This window comes from Hoylesella oralis ATCC 33269 (assembly GCF_000185145.2).
In the GTDB taxonomy this organism is placed as follows: Bacteria; Bacteroidota; Bacteroidia; order Bacteroidales; family Bacteroidaceae; genus Prevotella; species Prevotella phocaeensis.
The window spans coordinates 1-21,825 of the sequence record NZ_GL833118.1; the positions used below are offsets into that span (position 1 = coordinate 1).

16 protein-coding genes, 1 tRNA gene and 2 rRNA genes are annotated in these 21,825 nt (G+C 43.9%); 9 read left to right on the forward strand and 10 right to left on the reverse strand.

Annotated elements, in window-relative coordinates:
• Positions 1-179, forward strand: a 23S ribosomal RNA gene (locus HMPREF0663_RS01655); the annotation flags it as partial.
• 142 nt (positions 180-321) lie between these two features.
• Positions 322-434 (forward strand): 5S ribosomal RNA (gene rrf, locus HMPREF0663_RS01660).
• Between the two features lie 642 nt (positions 435-1,076).
• Here the strand turns inward: rrf and lpxB are convergent.
• Positions 1,077-2,270, reverse strand: a complete 1,194-nt coding sequence (lpxB, locus tag HMPREF0663_RS01665; RefSeq protein ID WP_004368328.1) for a lipid-A-disaccharide synthase — start codon at positions 2,268-2,270, stop codon at positions 1,077-1,079.
• 32 nt (positions 2,271-2,302) lie between these two features.
• The gene (surE, locus tag HMPREF0663_RS01670) at positions 2,303-3,085 is read right to left on the reverse strand and encodes a 5'/3'-nucleotidase SurE (protein ID WP_004368330.1); all 783 of its coding nucleotides are present in this window, start codon (positions 3,083-3,085) and stop codon (positions 2,303-2,305) included.
• Between the two features lie 194 nt (positions 3,086-3,279).
• Between surE and HMPREF0663_RS01675 the strand changes: the two genes are divergently transcribed.
• Genes HMPREF0663_RS01675 through HMPREF0663_RS01695 form a run of 5 tightly spaced genes read left to right on the forward strand, consistent with a single transcriptional unit; the run spans position 3,280 to position 9,416 of the window.
• Positions 3,280-4,044: a ParA family protein gene (locus tag HMPREF0663_RS01675; RefSeq protein WP_004368332.1), complete on the forward strand. Its 765-nt coding sequence runs from the start codon at positions 3,280-3,282 to the stop codon at positions 4,042-4,044.
• Positions 4,045-4,098: 54 nt separating this feature from the next.
• Entirely contained in the window at positions 4,099-5,004 is a 906-nt protein-coding gene (locus HMPREF0663_RS01680; protein WP_004368335.1) for a ParB/RepB/Spo0J family partition protein, read from the forward strand.
• A 9-nt stretch (positions 5,005-5,013) separates the two neighbouring features.
• Complete coding sequence (locus tag HMPREF0663_RS01685; protein ID WP_004368339.1) at positions 5,014-5,739, forward strand: DUF5683 domain-containing protein; 726 nt, start codon at positions 5,014-5,016, stop codon at positions 5,737-5,739.
• 24 nt (positions 5,740-5,763) lie between these two features.
• Positions 5,764-7,116 (forward strand): lytic transglycosylase domain-containing protein, encoded by a 1,353-nt coding sequence (locus HMPREF0663_RS01690; protein ID WP_004368341.1) that lies wholly within the window; start codon positions 5,764-5,766, stop codon positions 7,114-7,116.
• Between the two features lie 23 nt (positions 7,117-7,139).
• Positions 7,140-9,416 carry a RelA/SpoT family protein gene (locus HMPREF0663_RS01695; protein WP_004368343.1) on the forward strand — a complete coding sequence of 759 codons (2,277 nt, stop codon included), beginning with the start codon at positions 7,140-7,142 and terminating at the stop codon, positions 9,414-9,416.
• Positions 9,417-9,987: 571 nt separating this feature from the next.
• Here HMPREF0663_RS01695 and HMPREF0663_RS01700 read toward each other — a convergent pair.
• The 5 genes from HMPREF0663_RS01700 to HMPREF0663_RS01720 form a co-directional block, all read right to left on the reverse strand.
• Positions 9,988-10,069: transfer RNA gene (locus tag HMPREF0663_RS01700), tRNA-Leu, on the reverse strand.
• Between the two features lie 83 nt (positions 10,070-10,152).
• Positions 10,153-11,157: a S41 family peptidase gene (locus HMPREF0663_RS01705; protein WP_004368346.1), complete on the reverse strand. Its 1,005-nt coding sequence runs from the start codon at positions 11,155-11,157 to the stop codon at positions 10,153-10,155.
• On the reverse strand, positions 11,154-11,966 hold the full coding sequence (locus HMPREF0663_RS01710) for a DUF3316 domain-containing protein (protein ID WP_004368347.1): 813 nt from the start codon (positions 11,964-11,966) through the stop codon (positions 11,154-11,156). Before HMPREF0663_RS01710 ends, HMPREF0663_RS01705 begins: the two co-directional genes overlap by 4 nt.
• Positions 11,950-14,667, reverse strand: coding sequence for a DNA gyrase/topoisomerase IV subunit A (locus HMPREF0663_RS01715; RefSeq protein ID WP_004368348.1), 2,718 nt, complete (start codon positions 14,665-14,667; stop codon positions 11,950-11,952). The genes HMPREF0663_RS01710 and HMPREF0663_RS01715 overlap by 17 nt, the downstream gene beginning before the upstream one ends.
• 321 nt (positions 14,668-14,988) lie before the next feature.
• Positions 14,989-15,750, reverse strand: coding sequence for a YaaA family protein (locus HMPREF0663_RS01720; protein ID WP_004368349.1), 762 nt, complete (start codon positions 15,748-15,750; stop codon positions 14,989-14,991).
• Between the two features lie 163 nt (positions 15,751-15,913).
• On the opposite strand from HMPREF0663_RS01720, the gene HMPREF0663_RS01725 reads away from it, so the two are divergent.
• Positions 15,914-17,455 (forward strand): glycine--tRNA ligase, encoded by a 1,542-nt coding sequence (locus HMPREF0663_RS01725; protein ID WP_004368350.1) that lies wholly within the window; start codon positions 15,914-15,916, stop codon positions 17,453-17,455.
• Positions 17,456-18,115: a BamJ family beta-barrel-assembly machinery protein gene (gene bamJ, locus HMPREF0663_RS01730; protein ID WP_004368351.1), complete on the forward strand. Its 660-nt coding sequence runs from the start codon at positions 17,456-17,458 to the stop codon at positions 18,113-18,115.
• 843 nt (positions 18,116-18,958) lie between these two features.
• Here bamJ and mobV read toward each other — a convergent pair.
• From mobV to HMPREF0663_RS01740, 3 genes are all read right to left on the reverse strand, one after another.
• Complete coding sequence (gene mobV, locus HMPREF0663_RS01735; protein WP_004368352.1) at positions 18,959-20,215, reverse strand: MobV family relaxase; 1,257 nt, start codon at positions 20,213-20,215, stop codon at positions 18,959-18,961.
• A gap of 63 nt (positions 20,216-20,278) precedes the next feature.
• Positions 20,279-20,482: a hypothetical protein gene (locus tag HMPREF0663_RS11615; protein WP_004368353.1), complete on the reverse strand. Its 204-nt coding sequence runs from the start codon at positions 20,480-20,482 to the stop codon at positions 20,279-20,281.
• 64 nt (positions 20,483-20,546) lie between these two features.
• Positions 20,547-21,488, reverse strand: coding sequence for a DUF8464 domain-containing protein (locus HMPREF0663_RS01740; protein ID WP_004368354.1), 942 nt, complete (start codon positions 21,486-21,488; stop codon positions 20,547-20,549).
• Between the last annotated feature and the right edge of the window lie 337 nt (positions 21,489-21,825).

The window sequence follows — 21,825 nt, forward strand, 5'->3', positions numbered from 1 at the left end:
CACCGCCGGGTAGCTGCGTCCGGTCGGGATAAGCGCTGAAAGCATCTAAGTGCGAAGCCCTCCTCAAGATTAGAACTCCTTTTTCAGGGCCGTCCCAGACGAGGACGTCGATAGGGTGCAGGTGTAAAGACGGCGACGTCAAAGCCGAGCGCTACTAATAGCCCGAACCGTTTTTTTCGTATGGCATCATGCTTTGATCTGTCATGCGTTTTTCATGCGTTACTTTGGGGAAGTTTCTTTCTTTCCCTCTGCTGACAGTCTTTGCTTTTTCGATATATCACCCATATCGTCCCCCTTTTTTGTGTGGGGATGAAATGTCTTTTAGGTGGTTATTGCGGCGGTGTTCCACCTCTTCCCATTCCGAACAGAGCAGTTAAGCCCGCCTGCGCCGATGGTACTGCGCTGCAATGCGGGAGAGTAGGTGGCCGCCTTTTTTAGTTTCGCGTCCGTTCGGGATAACTCCCGTGCGGACGCTTTTTTATATATACAACCTATACCTATTGTCTGAATACGAGCAGTTTACATCGTGAACCATGGAGGTTTACGCGATGAACCACGGAGGTTTACGCGATGAACCACGGAGGTTGACACGATGAACCACGGAGGTTGACACGATGAAGCACGGAGGTTGACACGCTGAACCACGGAGGTTGACACGATGAACCACGGAGGTTGACACGCTGAAGCACGGAGGTTGACACGCTGAAGCACGGAGGTTTACACGATGAAGCACGGAAGTTGACACGCTGAACCACGGAGGTTGACACGCTGAAGCACGGAGGTTTACACGCTGAAGCACGGAAGTTGACACGATGAACCACGGAGGTTGACACGCTGAAGCACGGAGGTTGACCGCTTAAGTTTCTGGTACTATGAATTAGTGTAAGGTAGGTATATGCCAATTGAAAAATAGGTGTAAGAATAAAAGAAGTTATGTCTGTGCCAGATGTTATTGTTATTCTATCAGCTTTTATATGGCTGTAAACTACTTGTGATTAATAATTTGTTTTTATTATGACAGCATGATAAGAAAAATAACAAAAACGTATAGTATTTATAAAGAAGATGTTTTTGCGTTAATCACTATATCCATTGTAGTTTTCTTTAAGCAAGCTAACCATGATACGGGCGGCATTATCGGGTGCTACTTCGTTTCCGAGTCGGCGGTGCACCTCTTGGTAAGCCTGCAACATGTGGTTTCTGTGCGCGCTATCCGGCAGTATCTTGCCGAGTTCTGATGCAATGTTCGTTTCAGAAAAACGGTCGGCAAGCAACTCGGGTACAATCTCTCGGTCGGCTATCAGATTGACGAGCGATATATATTTTACCTTGATGATGTGGTTGAATGCGAAGCGGATAAGATGCGGTACGGGCGTTTCGTAGCACACCACCTGAGGAACGTCGAACATGGCCGCCTCGAGCGTTGCCGTTCCGCTCGTTACCAGTGCCGCCTTGGCGTGTGAGAGAAGGGCGTAAGTTTCGTTTCTTGCCAATCTCACTTCCGTGCCCTCTATAAATCGTGCGTAATAATCATCGTCGATGGAAGGCGCACCGGCAAGCACCATCTGATAGTTTTCGTATCTGCGGGCAGCCACTATCATGGCTGGGAGGTTATCCTTTATTTCCTGTTTACGACTGCCGGCAAGCAATGCAATGATAGGTCTGGTGTTGATAGGCACTGCCTTTACCGAAGAATTAGCATTGATCTCGTTCATTCGTTTGGCGAAATCGGCCTGTGTTTCATGGTATCCGGAGCGGAACCTCCGTACCTCGTCTGCCGTGGGATTGCCCACATAATGTATGGGGAAATGATGTTTGTGCTCGTAAAATGCCACTTCGAACGGTAATATGGAGAAAAGTTCGTCCACATCTCTCTTGATACTTTTGATGCGATACTCTTTCCATGCCCAAATTTTAGGCGATATGTAATAGTACACAGGGATGGAAGTGCGGGTATGAAGATAGTTGGCTATGTTGAGATTAAAGCCCGGATAGTCTACCAGAATCACGACATCGGGCTGCCAGACGGTAATGTCGTGCTTGCACATTGCCATGTTTTTGAAAATTGTGCGCAGGTGCAACAGCACGGGGACGAACCCCATATAGGCGAGTTCCTTATAATGTTTCACGCATGTTCCGCCCTCTGCAGCCATCAGATCACCGCCGAAGAAGCGGAATTCGGCACGGCTGTCAATCTTCTTGAGCGAATGCATGAGGTGCGAGGCATGTAAATCGCCGCTCGCTTCGCCCGCAATAAGATAATATTTCATAAAGCCCGAGTTCCTTTTTATTATTCATCCGATTACAATTTTTCAGCATTAAATACGGCTTTGGCGTGTTCCATGTAATCGTATGCCGTAACGTCCATTCTTGTAGGAGTGATGGCCACGTAACCTTGATTGAGTGCTGTGCGGTCGGTGTCTGTGGCTTGCGGCTCGTCATTATGGTACTCCCCAACCATCCAGTGATAGTCGTAGCCGTGAGGATGATGTGCTGTTACGACTTCATTGATCCATCTTCCGAACGCCATACGGCACACTCTAATGCCTTCGAACCGCTCGCGTGCAGGGAAATTCACATTCAGACAAACACCTTTGGGCAGACCTTCGTCAAGTACGCGCAGTGCAATCATTTCTACAAAAGGGCGCAGAGGTTCGAGATTGGCGTCTTCATTGCAATAGCAAGAGGAAAAAGCTATTGACGGGATATGTTTCATGCATCCCTCCATGGCTACGCCCATGGTGCCCGAATAATGGGTATTTACAGATGAATTGTCGCCGTGGTTGATACCTCCGAGTATCAAGGCAGGTTTACGTTGTTGGCAAAACTGATCGAGTGCCAGCTTTACACAGTCTACCGGTGTCCCACTGCACGACCACACATCGGCAGCACCTATGTTGCGCCTGCGCTTAAGCCGCAGGGGCGAGGCAGCCGAGAAAGCGCACGAATAACCCGAACGTGCAGACTCCGGAGCACATACCAACACATCACCTATTCCGCTGACCATATCCACAAGTGTACGAATACCGGGGGAATGGTAGCCGTCGTCGTTCGAAATAAGTATAAAAGGTTTATTCTGAGTCATGATTCGCAATTTTAAAGAATGGTTCAACAAACTCCGTTAAAGTGTCTATCTTTAACAGAGAAAAACACTTCCCACGCGTGAAACATTGTTTGTATTATTTTTGTTGCAAAAGTACGAAAAAAGGTTTAATTTACGACATTCTCGCATAAAATATGTAACTTTGCACACTAAGTATAGTTTGAAAGTCTGATAAAATGGGAAAAATAATCGCATTAGCTAACCAAAAAGGAGGGGTAGGCAAAACCACTACTACAATCAACTTGGCCGCCTCGCTTGCTACTTTAGAGAAATCAGTGCTCGTAGTAGACGCTGATCCGCAGGCAAATGCATCGAGTGGCTTGGGTGTTAATATTAAGGAAGTGGATTGCTCGCTCTACGAGTGTATCATAGACCATGCCGATGTGAGAGATGCCATCTACACTACCGATATCAACGGACTGGATATAATTCCGAGCCATATAGATCTTGTGGGAGCTGAAATAGAGATGCTTAATTTGGAAAGCCGCGAAAAAGTAGTCAAAAAGCTACTCGATCCGATCAGAGGTGAATATGATTATATCCTGATAGACTGCAGTCCGTCTCTTGGATTGATTACAGTAAACTCGCTAACAGCCGCCGATTCCGTCATTATCCCTGTGCAATGCGAGTATTTTGCACTTGAAGGAATTAGTAAACTGCTCAATACTGTGAAGATTATCAAGAGCCGTTTGAACCCTAAACTCGAAATAGAAGGTTTTTTATTGACTATGTATGATAGTCGTCTGCGCCTTGCCAACCAAATTTACGATGAGGTAAAGCGCCATTTTCAGGAACTGGTTTTCAAGACTGTTATTCAGCGTAATGTGAAATTGAGTGAGAGTCAGAGCCACGGATTACCTGTAATTCTATACGATACCGATTCGGCCGGTGCCAAAAATCACTTGGCTTTGGCAAAAGAAATTATTAATAAAGACCGCTGATCTAAGGTCGGTCTGTAAGAAACTATACATACCATTCATTATCATAAACACAAAATGGCAGTACATAAGAAATATAGTTCATCTACAAAAAACAATGCACTCGGTCGCGGACTTGATGCACTAATCTCTACAGAAGGAGTACGTACACAAGGCAGTTCTACTATCAATGAGATTGCAATAGACGAAATTGAGGCAAATCCGAACCAACCCCGACGTGAGTTCGATGAAGAAGCATTGAGAGAATTGGCCATGAGTATTCGCGAAATCGGTATCATACAGCCTATTACTTTGCGCCAAGTGGCGGGTAATCGTTTTCAGATCATTGCCGGTGAACGTCGTTGGCGTGCTTCGCAGTTGGCCGGATTGAAAGCTATCCCTGCCTACATACGTACTATTGATGATGAAAGTGTGATGGAAATGGCATTGGTGGAGAACATACAACGTGAAGACTTGAATGCCATAGAAATAGCCTTGGCTTACGAACACTTAATGGAAGATACGGGCATGACACAGGAGAAAGTGTCGGAACGTGTTGGAAAAAGCCGTACTGCTATAGCTAACTACCTGAGACTACTGAGACTGCCGGCACAGGTGCAAATGGCTTTACAGAAAAAAGAAATAGATATGGGCCACGCCAGAGCATTGCTCTCTTTGGATAGTCCGTCGCAACAAATAAAAGTCTTTAATGAAGTTCAGAAGAATGGTTTCTCTGTACGTAAGGTCGAGGAAATTGTAAAACAGTTGAAGAGTGGTGAAGATATTCAGGCCGGAAGCAAGAAGATCGTAGCTAAGACGAAGATGCCCGAAGAATTTATTGTGCTGAAGAAACAACTTTCTCAATTTCTCAATGTCAAAGTACAGCTAACCTGTTCGTCTAAAGGAAAAGGTAAAATAAGTATACCATTTGCTGATGAAGAGGATTTGGAACGTATCATGCACATCTTCGATAAACTGAAATAAAAGAAAGATTTGAATACGGTTTGTGTAAAACATATATTTATCTGTTCGCTTATAAGTGTTCTGTCGTGGCTAACTGTATCGAATGTGTCGGCACAAAGCGATACTATACAAACGAATACCAATAGCAATGAAACAGATATTAATATCGGAAAGATGCCAATGCCGGAGGATAGTTTGCAGTTGATCAGTACAGATAGTATTGTCAAGAAACGCAAGCGTGATTGGAGTACGTGGCGTCCTACACCGAAACGTGCACTATGGCTGGCACTTGTATTGCCCGGTGCCGGACAGATATACAACCGCAAATATTGGAAATTGCCGATCGTGTACGGGGGCTTCGTGGGATGTGTTTACGCTATACGATGGAACAATCAGATGTATCATGATTATTCGCAGGCATATATGGACTTGGTAGATAATGATTCCCAAACGCATAGTTATGACCAATTTCTACATCTCGGAAATAAAATCACACCGGAGAATATAGAAAGATATAAAGAATTGTTCAGAAAACGCAAAGATCGTTATCGCCGTTGGCGCGATCTAAGTATATTTACCATGATCGGTGTGTATGTTTTATCGGTTATCGATGCTTATGTAGATGCATCGCTTTCTGAATTTGATATATCCGATAATCTTACACTTCGGGTATCGCCTACTATTATTAATAACAATGCCGAACGAAATCCATTCAATTCTGCAGGATTGGGACTGCAATGCAGTATAAGTTTCTAAAAATATAGAATACAAGATATTAGAATGAAAAGAATAAAATTACTGATAGTAACATTATTTTTACTCGGTGCCGGAAACATACAGGCACAAATTGACAATGATGAAACGGAAATAACTGTTACTAATCAGCATGGACAGAAAGAAGTTATTGATCTGCCGGAAGCAATGACATCTTCGGTAGATAGTCTGTTGCATTTATATAATACACGGACTTATCTAAAGCCCGACAGCAATTGTAATATGCCGGATATTAATCCGGTATATGCCAAAGAGGTATATAAAGAACGTCTCCGAAAGCTACCGACCATTATCGAAATGCCGTACAACGATGTAGTGCAGAAGTTTATTGATCGATATAGCGGAAGACTGCGTCGCTCTGTCAGTATTATGCTTGGAACCACCAACTTTTATATACCTATTTTCGAACAGGCGCTTGAAAGTTATGGATTGCCTTTGGAGTTAAAATATCTTCCTGTCATTGAATCGGGATTGAATCCAAAGGCAGTATCACGTGTGGGTGCTACCGGTCTATGGCAGTTTATGCTCACAACAGGTAAGAGATACGGCTTGGATGTTAATTCTTTGGTAGACGAGCGTCGCGATCCTGTAAAATCTTCTTATGCTGCAGCACATTATTTGAGTGATCTCTATAAGATATTCGGTGACTGGAATCTTGTGATTGCCGCCTACAATTGTGGCCCTGATAAAATAAACAAGGCCATACACCGGGCTAAGGGTGAGACTGATTATTGGCAGATATATCCTTATTTACCTAAAGAGACACGTGGGTATGTACCGGCATTTATTGCTGCTAATTATATTATGAATTATTATTGTGATCATAATATATGTCCGATGGTAACCGAATTACCAGTAAAAACCGATACTGTAGTGGTAAATCGTGATCTACATTTCGATCAGATTGCCCATGTTCTCGGTATTAATGCTGACCAATTACAAGATTTGAATCCGCAATATCGGCATAATGTAGTGAATGGAAATGCCAAGCCTTCTTCGTTGAGATTGCCGTCTATGATGATTAATTCGTTCATTGATATGGAAGATTCTATCTATGCTTACAAACCGGATAATTTGCAAACTAAGCGTACAGAAGTTGAAGTAAATGATGAAGTTCCTGCCTATACATATGTTCGTTCTTCGTATAGCAGGGGGAAGAGTACGAAAAAAAGTCGAAAGGGGAACAAGCATAGTAAGAGTAGTAGGAATGCTAAAGGCGGTAAGAGTATAACTATACGCGAAGGAGATACGTTATCTGAAATAGCAGCGCGCAACCATACAACGGTGAAAAAACTGAGAAAATTGAATGGTATTAGCGGTTCGAACATTCGTGCAGGGAAGAAGATAAAGGTGAAATAACATCAAAGAAAAGGAGCGTTGGCATGGAAGACATGATGCAGAAAGAAAAGGAAAGAGAAACTGCTGAGGATAAAAAGATCAATGATGCGTTCCAACATTTGCTGGATACGTACCTTGCTTCACGCCATCGTAAAAAGGTAGATATTATTACCAAAGCTTTTCATTTTGCCAAACAGGCACACAAGGGAGTACGGAGATTGTCGGGAGAGCCTTATATTATGCATCCTATTGCCGTAGCACAGATTGCCTGTGAGGAGATGGGACTCGGTTCCATAAGTATCTGTTCGGCACTGCTACACGATGTAGTAGAAGACACAGATTATACAGTTGAAGATATCGAGAATATCTTTGGTCCTAAAATTGCACAAATAGTTGATGGATTAACTAAAATATCGGGAGGTATTTTTGGTGATAAAGCTTCGGCACAGGCAGAAAACTTTAAGAAGTTGCTTCTTACGATGAGTGACGATATCCGAGTTATCCTTATTAAAATATGCGATCGTCTGCACAATATGCGAACTTTGGATAGCCAGCCTGCAAATAAACAATATAAGATTGCAGGCGAAACTATATATATTTATGCCCCATTGGCCAATCGTCTCGGATTGAATAAGATCAAGACGGAACTTGAGAACCTGAGCTTTAAGTTCGAACATCCGCAAGAATACGAGAATATCACAAATAAACTTTCGTTTACAAAAGAAGAGCGTGATAAGCTCTTTCTTCAATTCACCGCTCCTATCCGAGAAGCCCTCGACAAGATGGGTATAGAATATGAAATCAAAGCGCGTGTGAAAAGTCCTTATTCCATTTGGAATAAGATGCAGACTAAGCATGTGACATTTGATGAAATCTATGATATTCTTGCTGTGAGAATTATCTTCACGCCTAAAGTTCGTGAAGAAGAAATCAACGAATGTTTTCAGATATATGTGGCTATCAGCAAGATATATAAATCGCATCCCGATCGCTTGCGAGACTGGCTCAATCATCCAAAAGCCAATGGTTATCAGGCTTTGCACGTTACATTGATGAGTAATCAAGGACAATGGATTGAAGTTCAGATTCGAAGCGATCGTATGAATGAAATAGCCGAACAAGGTTTTGCTGCTCATTGGAAATATAAAGAAGGAGGGGAAATTACTGAAGACGAAGGTGAACTGAATGACTGGTTACGTACCATTAAAGAGATTTTGGATGATCCTCAGCCCGATGCTATGGACTTTCTCGATGCTATCAAATTGAACCTCTTTGCTTCCGAGATATTCGTTTTCACACCGAAAGGAGAAATCAAAACCATGCCTGCAGGATGTACAGCATTAGATTTCGCTTTCCAAATACATACGTTCCTTGGTAGCCATTGTATTGGTGCTAAAGTAAATCATAAGCTTGTACCGCTGAGCCATAAACTTCAGAGCGGAGATCAAGTGGAAATTCTTACAAGCAAGTCGCAACACGTACAAGCTTCATGGATTAACTTTGTCTCTACGGCCAAAGCCAAAGCCAAGATACAAGCCATACTAAGGAGAGATAATCGAGAAATACAAAAGAAAGGTGAAAAAATATTGGCAGAATGGTTGAAAGATAATGATATGGAGCTAACCATATCCATCATCGATAAACTCTGTGCTTTTCACGATATTCAAAAGCATGAAAGCTTATTTCTTGCACTTGGCGAGAAAGCAATTGTTTTAGGAGAAAAAGATCGTGATGAGTTACTTGGCAAGGTAAAGAAAGAAGCGATGACGGGTGGGTGGCGTCGTTATGTACCTTTCCTCGGGCATGATAAGAAAACCGAAAAAAAACAAGAAGAAGGAAAAAGACTCTTCGTTGTAGGCAAAGACTTTAACAAAAAGAAGCCGGTTATCATTTCTGAAGATAATATTGATACTTTCATTTTCCCTAATTGCTGCCATCCGATACCCGGCGATGATACTTTAGGTTACATAGACAATAAGAATCAAATAGAAATTCATAAACGTGCTTGTCCCGTGGCAAGTAAACTGAAATCAAGTTTTGGTAATCGTATTCTCGATGCTAAATGGGATATGCACAAACAATTATATTTCAATGCAACAATCGAAATACAGGGTATCGATCGCAAGGGAATGCTGCAAGATGTAGCTGAAGTCATTTCAGGGAAGCTCAATACCAATATCCAAAAGATAACGATCTCAAGTGATCAAGGTATTTTCGACGGTGTCATCGAAGTAAAGGTACACGATCGTGACGAAGTAAGAATAATCATTGAAAACCTGAAAAATATCAAGGATTTGCAGGAGATCCAACAGATTATATAATTGCCATACACAGAGCATTAATAAAAGATAATTTTGAACCGGCTCTCATTATTGCGACAAACAAAATACAGATCAAGAATCTCATAGGGAATTATAAAAGGGAAGATAAAATTATCTTTAGTATAAATTTTATGCGCTAAATTTATTCTTATTAATGATATATATCGGTGCTGAATAATAAGAGCAATGTAAAATATCTACTTTATTGTGTATACTCCTATGTCTTTGTTATTTTTTCTTTCATAGTATCATAAAATGGAAAAGTTATTGATTACAAATTATATATAATGGTATGAAAGCCGATGATATGACAGTAAATATTGGACGAGTGCCTTTCTCTGAATTTATTAGAATATATAATTCGGAGTTTCTACTATAGATTAACGGTTTTTACTCCTTTCCTTTAATATCTCATTTGTTACAGCACGGGGTGTGATTGTCAAGATGACAATTTCCCTCCTTATTTTATTCTAAAGTGATTAGTGGATAAATGGAATGCCAATATCATACCAAGAGTAAGACGCAAAAAAAACTAAATAGTTGTAAATTAACTATTTAGTTTTTATTCCTGTGCGCCTGATAGGACTCGAACCTACACGTCGCAAAACACCAGATCCTAAGTCTGGCGCGTCTACCAATTCCGCCACAAGCGCAATGTAGCTGCAAAGGTAACTATTTTTATAGGATTTGCCAAGAATATTTCGAATTATTATCTATCGCCGGATTATAATCTGGGTTATTTGCACGATAGGAGGGCCCTTGCGTATTCAATGATTGTGTCTTTACCTTTTGTGAAGTCGTCTGCTGTGAGCGATACGTTATGATGGGGCTCTATTCCGAACTCGCTACTTTCTTTATTCTTGTCGTACATGGGGCATGCCGAGAAGCGCACGCTCCATCCGTTTGGCAGTTCGCTCGAGAAAGGCAGCCCTGCTCCGCCGCCGGTTTTATCGCCAACCACGGTTACGAACGGGCACTGTTTCATGTATTTTACAAATTCGTTGGCAGCACTGTACACCGATCGGTTGGTCAGTACTACTGCTCGTTTTTGCCAGCGCAAGCCGTTACCGGGCTTGAGCCATTGCTCTTTCATCGATGAAAAGTCGTTGTGTCCCTTTCCGATTTTATGCTGTATGTAACCGACTAATATCCTATCGTTGGTAAATCGCGATGCAAGCGTTTCAGCGCTTGTAAGTTGTCCTCCTGAATTGCTGCGTATATCGATAATGAGCCCGTTACATGGTGCCAGATAAAGTAATATGTCATCGAGACTCCCTGTACCGATACCGTTTGCAAAAGAACTGCAGCGGAGATATCCGATGTTATCGTCGAGGATACGATACTGAATTCCCGAGGCAATGTGATAGTCGGTTCCTAAATATTTCCTTGTCAGTGTGTCGCTGAAGTTGTTCGGAAATTTCTCCCGCCAGCTCCAATAACGTCCTAAATCGAAAGTTGTATAGAGATTTACATGTCCGTCTTTCAGTTCTGAAAGCATATTCGTCAGCACCTCAAACTGCTGCCGTTCGGTCATGTTGCCGTTCATTTGTTTGGCATAGCGGGCATGTATCTCATTCCAGTCGATATTCTTATAGTTGAAAAAGCAATAATGTTCATCGATGATGTGCCATAATGCTTCGAAATTTCCTTGCGGATTGTCGGTATATTCTTCTTCGCCGATGCAGCCGGTCAGTGCGAACATGGCTATAAGGGCATAGATAAACAGAAGCAGTCTTCTCATGGATGTATTTTTATCAGTTGGAATTTCTTCACGATACCTATCATCAGAGCGTGTGTATAGTGATGATATTTCAATTCGTTTACCTTTGCCTGTCGGTAATCTCCGAGGTATCCGACGCAGACAGTAGTATGGAGTAAATTGAAATCGAAGGTAAGCATCTGGCGCAGAGAGGGCGTGTTGCCCAAATATGTGGGCACGATATTATGGTCGTAGTTGCCCTGTGAGAAAATCTCGTAGTATGATTGTCCGTAATTGGGGGAAAACATAATGCCTGCAAGAGGAAAACATATTTCGTACCTCACATTGTGATAACCGCGGCGTATTCTGAATTTATAGTTGGCAGAGGTCGATGCGGCAATGCCAAATTGTGCTTTTGCCTGTGCCGGATTATTGGAGTTGCGCGTATTGTAGAGAAAGCCGACGCCGGTATCTATCATGCCTCCTGCCCTTAGTTGTAGCTTATTTTCCAGCAAAAGCCAGTTGTAATGCCATGCGTATTGGAATGTGTACATACCAAAAAGCTCTCTGCCGTTTCCGGCACGGTTATCGAGCCAAGCAAAACGGCCTTGGTGTACGATTTGCCGTGATATTCTGCTGTCGTCACGCTCGCGGGTAGTGTGCGACAGATAGCTGATTTCCGGCCCGCGATAATTCTCCCGAGAGAGGTAGGTGTCAAGGATGTTTGCGGTACCGATACCTATCATCTTCATATTGGTGATGGTTTTGTCGCTGCGAATTGTATCGTATTGTGCCGCCACAACCACGGGGAACAGCAGATTAAGGAGGGTAATGTTAACTTTCCTGCACATTATCGTCTTCTGAGAACAAGCTCAGTTGTCCTGTTATTTCGTCAATTACTTGTTGTTGACTCTTGCCTGCATCGGGATCGAGATTTTCTTCCGATGCATTCGTTTCATTCGAATTGTCATCGTCTGTTTCCGGTTCAGGGAGGCGGATAGGCTCTAATTCCGTAATTTTGTCTACTTCCCATGTTGTAATACGTTTGCCCTTGGCCTTGAAGCCTTTTATGCCTACAAACTGTTCAACATCTATCTCCATAGGTTGCCGTGCCGCATCGTTGCCGCCGAATGTAACTTCTATGCGTGGATAAACGGTGTCTGTAAGCAACAAGAGTTTGCTTTCGGCATTCTCGCCAATGTAGTTTTGATGCTTTTTAATGGCCTCCATGCAGAAACGCTTAATATAAGGATAGTTGTTGTTGTCGGCATCGAACAGCACAGCACTCCATACCTTATCCGGATCCCATTTTTCGATAACCTTGATATTATTCTCGTAATGGTTATTCGCATCGAAGTTAGTAATGTAGAAATCGCCGTTATCAAGCACTACGAGAATAGAGTCTTCATCGTTGAACTCACCAAGGAAGCGCCCATGATCTTCATAGTTGATGCGGTTGACATCGGGATCGAACCACACTTTTCGCCCCCCCAATGTACTATGCCCGTGGCTCTTCAAACCAATGCGATGAATATTTCTTTTGGTCAGCAAATTACCTTTCGAGGCACGTCCCTTGATGATAATTTCCGAAAAGTCTTTCTCCAAGAAGATATTCTGTTTTTTCTTTTTCGGATCGGGATCGAGCGTAATCTTGATAACTTCGGCCTCTCCGTTCGGATTTGCCGTGAAATACATCACCTTGGAGCCCGGTGTACCCTGCGTAAGGTCGTATTCTTTATCGCGCGTCATGCTGGTTACGTTAAAGCGCTTGATGAAATAGTAGCCCTGTTTGCCGTCTCTGTAGACTACATTATATATAGTTCGGCGGTCGTTCTTCTTGAAAACCTGTACATGGATGACGTTCTTACCTACGAAAATCTTGTCTGCCACGCGGATAATCTTGTACTTGCCATCGCGGTAGAAGATAATAATATCGTCGATATCCGAGCAGTTACAGATATATTCGTCTTTCTTTAAACCAGTTCCCACGAAGCCCTCGGCACGGTTGATGTACAGTTTTTCGTTGGCTTCCACCACTTTTGTCGCCTCGATTGTATCGAAATTTTTAATTTCCGTGAGCCTCGGATGGTCTTTGCCATATTTGTCTTTGATAAACTGGAACCAACTTATCGTTACTTCAGTCATGTGGTCGAGATCGTGTTTGATATCTTTAATCTCGGCAAGTATCTTTGCAATGAGCTCGTCGGCTTTGTCTTTGTTGAATTTAAGAATACGCTGCATTTTGATTTCCATCAATCTGAGGATATCATCGCGCGTGATTTCACGAATGAAAGTGGGCTTGAACGGCTCCAGCCGGCTGTCGATATGTGCAACGGCAGCATCCATATTCTTGGCTTCCTCGAACTTCTTGTCCTTATAAATGCGCTCTTCAATGAAGATTTTTTCCAAAGAAGCGAAGAAAAGCTGTTCGTTCAGTTCCTTCATACGGATGAGCAGTTCCTTACGGAGCAGGCCCATCGTGCTGTCGACACTATGGCGCAGCACGTCGCTGACGGTGAGGAAGCAGGGCTTGTTGTCTTCTATAACGCAGCAGTTCGGCGATATGTTGATTTCGCAATCGCTGAATGCGTAAAGCGCATCGATAGTCTTGTCCGACGAGACGCCCGGTGCAAGGTGCACTTGTATCTCAACTTCGGCCGCCGTATTGTCGTCTACCTTGCGTGCCTTTATCTTTCCCTTGTCTATGGCTTTCAGAATAGAGTCGATGAGCGTCGTAGTTGTCTTGCTGAACGGTATCTCCTTAATCACGAGCGTCTTGTTGTCGAGCTTCTCGATCTTGGCTCGTACTTTCAGTGTTCCGCCTCGCTGTCCGTCGTTGTATTTGCTTACATCGATGCTGCCTCCCGTGGGAAAGTCGGGATAAATACAGAAGTCTTCACCTTTCAGATAGCTGATGGCCGCATCGCAGATATCGTTCAAGTTGTGCGGAAGTATCTTCGAAGTCAGTCCTACGGCAATACCTTCTGCCCCCTGTGCAAGGAGTAAGGGAAATTTAACGGGCAACGTGATGGGTTCTTTGTTACGCCCGTCGTAACTAAGTTGCCATTCTGTAGTCTTCGGATTGAAAACCACGTCTAATGCAAACTTAGACAAGCGGGCTTCTATATATCGGGGAGCGGCCGCACGGTCGCCTGTTAAGATGTTTCCCCAGTTGCCCTGTGTGTCTACAAGCAAGTCCTTCTGGCCCATCTGCACCAATGCGTCGCCGATAGAAGCGTCTCCGTGGGGGTGAAACTGCATGGTATGTCCCACGATGTTGGCCACCTTGTTGTAGCGTCCGTCGTCCATACGCTTCATGGAGTGCAATATACGCCGCTGAACCGGTTTGAGGCCGTCTTCTATATGCGGCACTGCACGCTCGAGGATTACGTATGAAGCGTAGTCGAGGAACCAGTTTTTATACATTCCGCTTAAATGATGTACGGCCGAGGCATCGAACCTGTCGGCAGGCTTATAGTCGGAATGGCTGTCTGTCTGCAACTCCTCGTTGTCGTTTTCTATAATTTCGTTGTCTTTTATTTCGTCGTCCATGTTATACGGATTTGTCTTTCGTGACTTATGCAATAGTCGCAAAATTAACATAAAACGTTGGAATAAGCAAATAAAAAGGGATAAAAACGAGATGTGCGGAATAGGGGAGAGGCGGACAGGCTGCCATTTTGCAGTTTATTTCCAGCCGTATTCTCCCCCTATTTGGGGGAGTTAGAGGGGGAATTTACAACCTATTGATTACGAATACATTATAAACACTTTTTATACATCGCCTATCTAAGGCCGTTAGGTGAGCAATATAACGAACTCAGACAGTACATCTAAGGATTACAATCTTATATTTATCCTTCGTATGGGCACTCATCCGGCGGAGAAAACAAGATTGTTTACTGTGCTTTCGATGGGATTATAGCAGAAACCTTCGTACTCGAAAGTCTTGATACTTTCGATGTCTTGCAATTTATTTTTTATAACATAGCGCGCCATGGCGCCACGACACATCTTGGCATACACCACGACTGTCTTCAGTATATCGCCTTTCAGTACCATGAAATCGACTTCTATCACCTTTATTTCGCGTTTTATACGGTGCCAGTCGAACAAACCTTTCATTTCTTCGCTGGCTAAGTTCAGTAGTATGCCGTCGTCCTGTTTTGCGGATTCGATAAGAACATCGGTCAAAAGTGGCTTCCAGTAGTCGAACATACGCTGGTCTTGGTGCTTCGGGAGCCTTATGTATCCCTCCAATCGATAGTTTTTAATACGGTCGAGCGGTCGCAGTAGTCCGTACAGGAACGATGTGATCCACAGATGTTTTTGCGCAAAAGCGAAGTCGTCCGCGCTGAAATCCTCCGCCCGCAGGTGCTTGTAGGCGATGCCGGTGTAGGAGAGTACGGCTGCAAGTTTAGGTTCCGGCTCCAAAAAAGTGGTGTATCTCATTTTATTGAGTGCCCCGATCTGGCGGTTGGTCTTCATCATTTCCGCAAGTTCTTCGGCACTGTATTTCATCATTTCCAAGGCGTTGGCTTCAGCTTCCTGTTGAAATAGCGGTACTGTTTTTACCGTAGGAGTAGCGTGGCTCACGGGTTTCATGTCCTTGGCGCAAGCGAGTAATATTTGCATGTGTTATTGATTTTTGTGTGTAAAGGTACAAATAAATAATTTATTTTGTTTTTTCGTATCATGTGGCCTTCCCTAATTTATAAAGTTTTTGCATTTGTTATTAACGGTCTGTCGAAAAATATCTGTACCTTTGCGCGGTAAATAGATTAATAATGTTATAGACATGGCACAAGAAGATGTTTTTAAGAAGATCGTTTCCCACTGCAAAGAGTACGGATTTGTCTTCCCAAGTAGCGACGTATATGACGGTTTGGCCGCCGTTTATGATTATGGACAGAACGGCGTGGAGCTGAAAAATAATATAAAAGAGTATTGGTGGAAGAGCATGGTATTGCTGCATGAGAACATTGTAGGTATCGACTCGGCCATCTTCATGCACCCTATGATTTGGAAAGCTTCTGGTCATGTCGATGCTTTTAATGATCCCTTGATCGATAACCGCGACTCCAAGAAGCGTTATCGTGCCGATAATCTGATAGAAGACCAGATAGGTAAGTACGAAGAAAAGATAGAAAAAGAGGTGTCGAAAGCACGTAAACGCTTCGGAGAGGCATTCGATGAGGCTAAATTCCGTGCTACCAATCCGCGTGTGATGGAGCATCAGCAGAAGCGCGATGCACTGCATGAGCGTTATACTAAGGCTATGCAGGGGCCGGATTTGGAGGAGCTGAAGCAGATTATCCTCGATGAAGGCATCGTTGATCCTATCTCCGGTACGAAGAATTGGACGGATGTACGCCAGTTCAACCTTATGTTTTCGACTGAAATGGGCTCTACTTCTGAGAGTACGAATAGGATTTATTTGCGCCCGGAGACGGCACAAGGCATATTCGTAAACTATCTCAACGTGCAGAAGACCGGTCGCATGAAATTGCCGTTCGGTATCGCACAGATCGGGAAAGCATTCCGAAATGAGATCGTAGCCCGCCAGTTTATCTTCCGTATGCGTGAGTTCGAACAGATGGAGATGCAGTTCTTTGTAAAGCCGGGCACCGAAATGAAGTGGTTCGAGACGTGGAAAGAAACACGTATGAAGTGGCATCAGGCGCTCGGTTTCGGTGCTGATAACTATCGTTTCCATGATCATGAGAAGCTGGCCCACTATGCCAATGCGGCCACAGATATAGAGTTTAAGATGCCTTTTGGCTTCAAAGAGGTGGAAGGAATACACTCCCGAACGGACTTTGACCTATCGCAACACGAGAAATTCAGTGGGAGACAAATCAAATATTTCGATCCCGAAACCAACGAAAGCTATACTCCGTACGACATAGAAACGTCGATCGGGGTGGATAGAATGTTCCTCAGTGTAATGTGCCATGCCTTTACAGAGGAGACGCTCGATAATGGTGAGTCGCGTGTGGTACTGAAATTGCCCGAGGCCTTGGCGCCTGTAAAGTGCGCAGTACTGCCGCTTGTGAAGAAAGATGGGCTGCCCGAAAAGGCTCGCGAGATAGTAGACGAGCTGAAATTCCATTTCAATACACATTATGAAGAGAAGGATTCCATCGGGAAGCGGTATCGCCGACAAGATGCAATCGGTACGCCTTTCTGCGTTACAGTGGATCATGACACGTTGAACGACAATAAGGTAACGCTGCGTTTTCGCGATTCAATGGAGCAAGAGCGTGTAGATATTTCGCAACTTCGTGGCATTATCGAGGATAGAGTGAGCATTACAAGTCTTTTGAAGAAACTACAATAAATGAAAAATAAGGTTATATTACATGTGTCGTTGCTGTTTGTAGTCGCATTATCGATGGCATCTTGCAGCGAAAACGATAACAAAGTAGAGGAGTTTGCCGACTGGCAAAACGTCAACGAAGCGTATTTCCAAAAGCTCTATACCGCTACTCAACAGAAGATAGCCTCGGGAGATACGAGTTGGAAGATTATACGCAATTGGTCTACACCGGAGGATAATACCAACTTTAAGGCATCTTCTACCGATCATATCATTGTCCATGTGCTCAATGAGAGTACAAGTACATCGGGTAGTCCTCTATATTCCGATTCCGTAAAAGTGAACTACCGCGGAAGATTAGTACCCTCTGCGAGTTACGTAAACGGATATGTTTTCGACCAAACATATACCGGCACTTACAATCCGCAGACGGCTATGTCGGTGACATTGGCCGTAAGAGGCGTGGTCGATGGGTTTTCTACAGCGCTTCAGAATATGAAGATAGGCGACCGATGGGAGGTTTATATCCCTTATCAGTTGGGTTATCAAACCAGAACTTCGGGCACTGTACCGGCTTATTCCACGCTTATTTTCGACATGGCACTCGTCAGTTTCTACCGCGCGGGAGTAGATGTACCGGAAGTAAGTGCCAAGGCGAACAATCTATGGGTTGAGGAATAAGCGAGACGGGCAAGCGCGATAGTACATATATAATAAGGTGTAAACGCATCATGTACGAGAATATACTCTGCATGATGCGTATTTTTGTTTATCTTGTGTGCGGGCACAATAATGTTGATTTATATCAAAAAACAAGAATATAATATATATTTTCCGTCGAAATTCTTGTGTGTGTCCGCAAACAGGTGTATCTTTGCATCGTCGAAAAGATAAAAGACAACACCGATAGATATTAAAACTTAAGGAAAAAGAAAAATTTGAGAGATAACACAAAAGGTATTAGTAAGGCAGAAAGATTAGGATAACAGACAGACGTTTGAGAGAAATAAAGAGAGTTATAGTCGGGTGTTGAAGGTATTAGTAAGGCAAAAAGATCAGGATAAGGAATAAAGGTGTTGGTTTAAGGTAAACGAAAAGATTGTAATAAGGACGACAGACACCGACAGAGAATGTTCGATAGGTGAGAGACAAAATCAAGTTCTAAAGGTAAAGGTTTTTAGGTTTAGGTATGATGAAAAGCCATGTTGCAGCATCAGCTGCACTGGCAATGTGGGCGGGAGACAGGCAAGAGCGTTCATGTTCGCCCATGTTGATTTTTTGTTTGCAAACTATCTTGTTGAAGAACAGAGTGTTACCATTTTAGAATAAATGTATGGGTAACGATTTAGAAATGAGCAGAGTGCTTTAAGGTACATTGTTTTGAATAGCCAAAGAACGCTCACTTTTACCATTTGCAAAGATACACATTTGCGAGGGAAAGTGAGCGTTCTTGCGTGATTTTCTTCCTGAAAAGTTTTGTCGAGACTGAATTACAACGATGAAAGAGAAAGGGGATTTTCGGTTTTACAGCCGTTGCGAGCGGTTACGATTGATAAGCTGTTTCCATTTCTGTTCGCACCAATCGGTAATGGGAAGCCCGTTGATAGTTAGAAGTGGTCGCTTCTTCTCATCCTTGATGATACGGATTTCGCTGTCCTCTTCCGTAAACTCTCTCTTGTACAGCCCCGAATAGGCTTTAGCCGTACCTCGCTGGGGAGTCTCCGTGCGATACATCTCCGCTATTCTGTCGTCAGAGAAATCCATCTTTCGGAGCATCAGACGAATGTTCAGCAATTGATAGAAGCCATTGAAAAAACGTTTTATCCAATTCCGCTCTTCCTCATAAACCTGCACGGTTTCTTTCAATTCGGCAATGGCTCTGTCCCTTCCCTTGACTGTGTCCTGCAAGAGAACGACTTCCTTTCGGATTTCATTCTTCTCCTTTTCCGAAAGATACCGCTGTCGTTCGGCTTCCTGTTCCAAGTCTGCAATACGCTTCTCTGCCTTGTCGAGTTCGGAGTTGCCAAAGAGGGAGTACAGCGTACCTTTCATTCGGAGCTTACCTGCCTGCTTCTCCAATTCCTTTATCTTGGCTGTGAGTTCTGCTTCTTGGACTTTCTTCTCCTTCGTGGATTTGAGGATTTCCTTGTAATACTCCATCGTGGTACGGTGCTTGGCTACCGAGCCGTGTACACCCCGTTCCAACCCGAATCGTTGCATCCGCTTGGCATAGTCCGTCTGGTACTGCTCCAGTTTCTTGGGCGTAAGCACATCATCGGCACAAAGCCGTACCTTGTTCTTCTTCGTCTTGTATTTCCGCTTACCGTTTTCGGCTTCCTCTTTGGCTTTCCTTCTTTCACCCGTGACAATCGGAACGACCGTGGCGTGAATATGGGGCGTTTCCTCATCTGCGTGCAGCGTGGCAGCGACCACGTTATCTGCTCCGAAAGTGTCACGAAGCCAACTCATCGATTCATCGCACCACTCGTACAGGCGTCCTTCCTGCTCTATTCGAGCCATGTCCTCCGGTGAACTCGACAGGATAAAGCGCAGGGCTTTGACTTGGTTCTTCGCAACCTTTCGGTAGATACCGGCCGTGGCGATGCGATGTTCTATCGCTTCGCTACGATTGGTGACATTTGCAGGGAATTGCACCAATTCCCTGTTCAGATGTGTGCGAGAAGGATCGACGTTACTCGGGGTATATGTCCGCGCTATATGAGCGGTATTTCCCGAGTCGTTGCTTCTCGCCTTGTCTATATGTAATACGGCGTAGCCCATAAGATGAATATTGCTTTAAGGGGTATCCAAAGGGGCGAAGTCCCTTGGCTCAGGAGGGTATTTTTAGCGACAACGAAGTGCAGCGTGAAGAAAATACCCTAATGAGCTATGGCATTTCTTGAAATGTCCGCTCCGTCCTGCTCGTACTTCTTTCTTGTTACGTTGCATTCTGTGAATGCCTGCACGCTTTGTTTCTAAGTTTGGCTCTGCAAACTTGCTGTTCTGAGGAACTGCCGTAGCTATCGAAACCAAGCCGTTTATTCGCATACATTTTATTTCCTGAATCTTTGAATACCTGATGGTAGGATAATGTTATTTGCTCTCTTTTGCCTTATCGTCTAAGTCCTCGTTTAGGAGGTGGCATCACCTGCTTTAGTTCTGTTCTTTGGGCAACGTGATAGTCGTTGAGGTCTTTGTAACGGGCATAGTGCCGACTCATATCCTCCACACTGATGCCTGCCGATTGTAAAGATTTGAGGGCTTGTCGTCCAGCTTGGTCGTTGTCAAGGAAAGCTCGAACAGAGTCGATGCCGTTCTCGTGGAGATAGGCGATGGCTCGTGGAAGATTGCTGACGGAGTTCAGTACAAGGCAAGGTGCAGTTTCTTTCCCTTTCATCGTGAGATAGGAAAGGAAGTCCATACCCCCCTCAAAGATACAGAGAGGAGCGTTGCTCGCTTCTCCTGCAATCAGAGAAATATCCTTTGGAGCTATTGTGCCCTTGAATGTCTTGTCGTCTCGGAGTTCATATCCTCCTGCACGGTTGGCAAAGCCGATGGCAGAATACTCTCGTCCTCCTACTTCGTAGCGAATATGGCGGAGATAAGGGCTTGCCACGGCAAGGTCTATCTTGCGCACCTCTTGGAGATAGTTCTGCAAGTGCAGGGGCAATGCTTCGCTGATGAAGAGAATACGCCTTGCATTACTTGGTTGCTGTTCATCTCTTATCTGCTTCATGTGAGTTTCACAATGAAAGGGAGAGGGTGCGAGGGGTGTTGCTTTCCCTTCGGCAAGATGCGCCATTGCTTCGTAGGCACTGCTTCCTTGCATCTGCATCACAAGGTCGATGATGCTTCCACCTTGGTTTGTCCCATAGTCGTGCCACAGGTTTTGCCGAAAGTCCACTTTCAGGCTGGCGTTGGGGTCTTCTCGGTAGGGAGCGTGATAGAGGGCGTAGCCGTTGTAACGCTTCGCAGGCTCGATGCCACAAGCGTGCAGGTAGTCGGCTATCGGTATCGCTTTGATGTGTTGTAGGTTGTAATATTCGTTGTTCATTGCTGTTATTGTTGGATTTGGGTTATTTATTTGTTCGTTATCTCATTGTTCGCTCTGTTTTCTCTTTTTGGAATTTTCCTCTTTTTATCTTACTACTCTTCTACATTCAGATAAGAGATTGACAGTGAAAGAGAAAAGTGTAACACTTCGTTCGGTTTTATCCTTCTACACCTCCTGTCTACACCTTTTCTCATTCCTTCTGCTGTAGAAGCGTAGAAAGATGGTAGTAAGCCGTGTCGCAAGATGGATACCTCCCGCAATCCTTTCTCTTTCACTGTATTATCCTTAGTTGTAGTAACGTAGTAAGGAGAATAGGAAAGAAAAGAGAAAGAAGTAT

Coding starts and splice junctions, on each gene's coding strand:
- lpxB (WP_004368328.1), bottom strand. CDS start 2,270: ATGAAATATTATCTTATTGCGGGCGAAGCGAGCGGCGATTTACATGCC.
- surE (WP_004368330.1), bottom strand. CDS start 3,085: ATGACTCAGAATAAACCTTTTATACTTATTTCGAACGACGACGGCTAC.
- HMPREF0663_RS01675 (WP_004368332.1), top strand. CDS start 3,280: ATGGGAAAAATAATCGCATTAGCTAACCAAAAAGGAGGGGTAGGCAAA.
- HMPREF0663_RS01680 (WP_004368335.1), top strand. CDS start 4,099: ATGGCAGTACATAAGAAATATAGTTCATCTACAAAAAACAATGCACTC.
- HMPREF0663_RS01690 (WP_004368341.1), top strand. CDS start 5,764: ATGAAAAGAATAAAATTACTGATAGTAACATTATTTTTACTCGGTGCC.
- HMPREF0663_RS01695 (WP_004368343.1), top strand. CDS start 7,140: ATGGAAGACATGATGCAGAAAGAAAAGGAAAGAGAAACTGCTGAGGAT.
- HMPREF0663_RS01705 (WP_004368346.1), bottom strand. CDS start 11,157: ATGAGAAGACTGCTTCTGTTTATCTATGCCCTTATAGCCATGTTCGCA.
- HMPREF0663_RS01710 (WP_004368347.1), bottom strand. CDS start 11,966: ATGTGCAGGAAAGTTAACATTACCCTCCTTAATCTGCTGTTCCCCGTG.
- HMPREF0663_RS01715 (WP_004368348.1), bottom strand. CDS start 14,667: ATGGACGACGAAATAAAAGACAACGAAATTATAGAAAACGACAACGAG.
- HMPREF0663_RS01720 (WP_004368349.1), bottom strand. CDS start 15,750: ATGCAAATATTACTCGCTTGCGCCAAGGACATGAAACCCGTGAGCCAC.
- HMPREF0663_RS01725 (WP_004368350.1), top strand. CDS start 15,914: ATGGCACAAGAAGATGTTTTTAAGAAGATCGTTTCCCACTGCAAAGAG.
- bamJ (WP_004368351.1), top strand. CDS start 17,456: ATGAAAAATAAGGTTATATTACATGTGTCGTTGCTGTTTGTAGTCGCA.
- mobV (WP_004368352.1), bottom strand. CDS start 20,215: ATGGGCTACGCCGTATTACATATAGACAAGGCGAGAAGCAACGACTCG.
- HMPREF0663_RS11615 (WP_004368353.1), bottom strand. CDS start 20,482: ATGCGAATAAACGGCTTGGTTTCGATAGCTACGGCAGTTCCTCAGAAC.
- HMPREF0663_RS01740 (WP_004368354.1), bottom strand. CDS start 21,488: ATGAACAACGAATATTACAACCTACAACACATCAAAGCGATACCGATA.